Raw genomic sequence first — 252 nt, 5'->3', positions numbered from 1 at the left:
TATTATTCTGGCATATTTTGGTACTAGATGACCATCGAAAAGTGGTGTGGGAATTCGCCCTCGTTTGAAAAAAATAGCGCACACATAAAATGGCCCGCTTCCCCCCAGCCCTTTATCCCAACTGGGAGGGTAGACGCCATCAGATTTCATGCATTTATTTATGTAAGCAACAGAAACACGCTGAAATATAACCGTCATAAGCATGGACAGCGGCACAAAAATTATAAACAATAAGTTTATTAAAGCTTCAAT

General features: G+C 40.1%; 1 protein-coding gene. It reads right to left on the bottom strand.

Annotation, left to right across the window (positions count from 1 at the left end):
• Positions 1-252, bottom strand: a 252-nt coding sequence (locus CWB98_RS24315; protein WP_212751171.1) for a hypothetical protein, incomplete at both ends; no start/stop codon positions are given.

Source organism: Pseudoalteromonas rubra (assembly GCF_005887115.1).
Taxonomy (GTDB): domain Bacteria; phylum Pseudomonadota; class Gammaproteobacteria; order Enterobacterales; family Alteromonadaceae; genus Pseudoalteromonas; species Pseudoalteromonas rubra_F.
The sequence above is the reverse complement of the archived record's forward strand: the minus strand, read 5'-3'. Positions and strand labels throughout refer to the sequence as shown.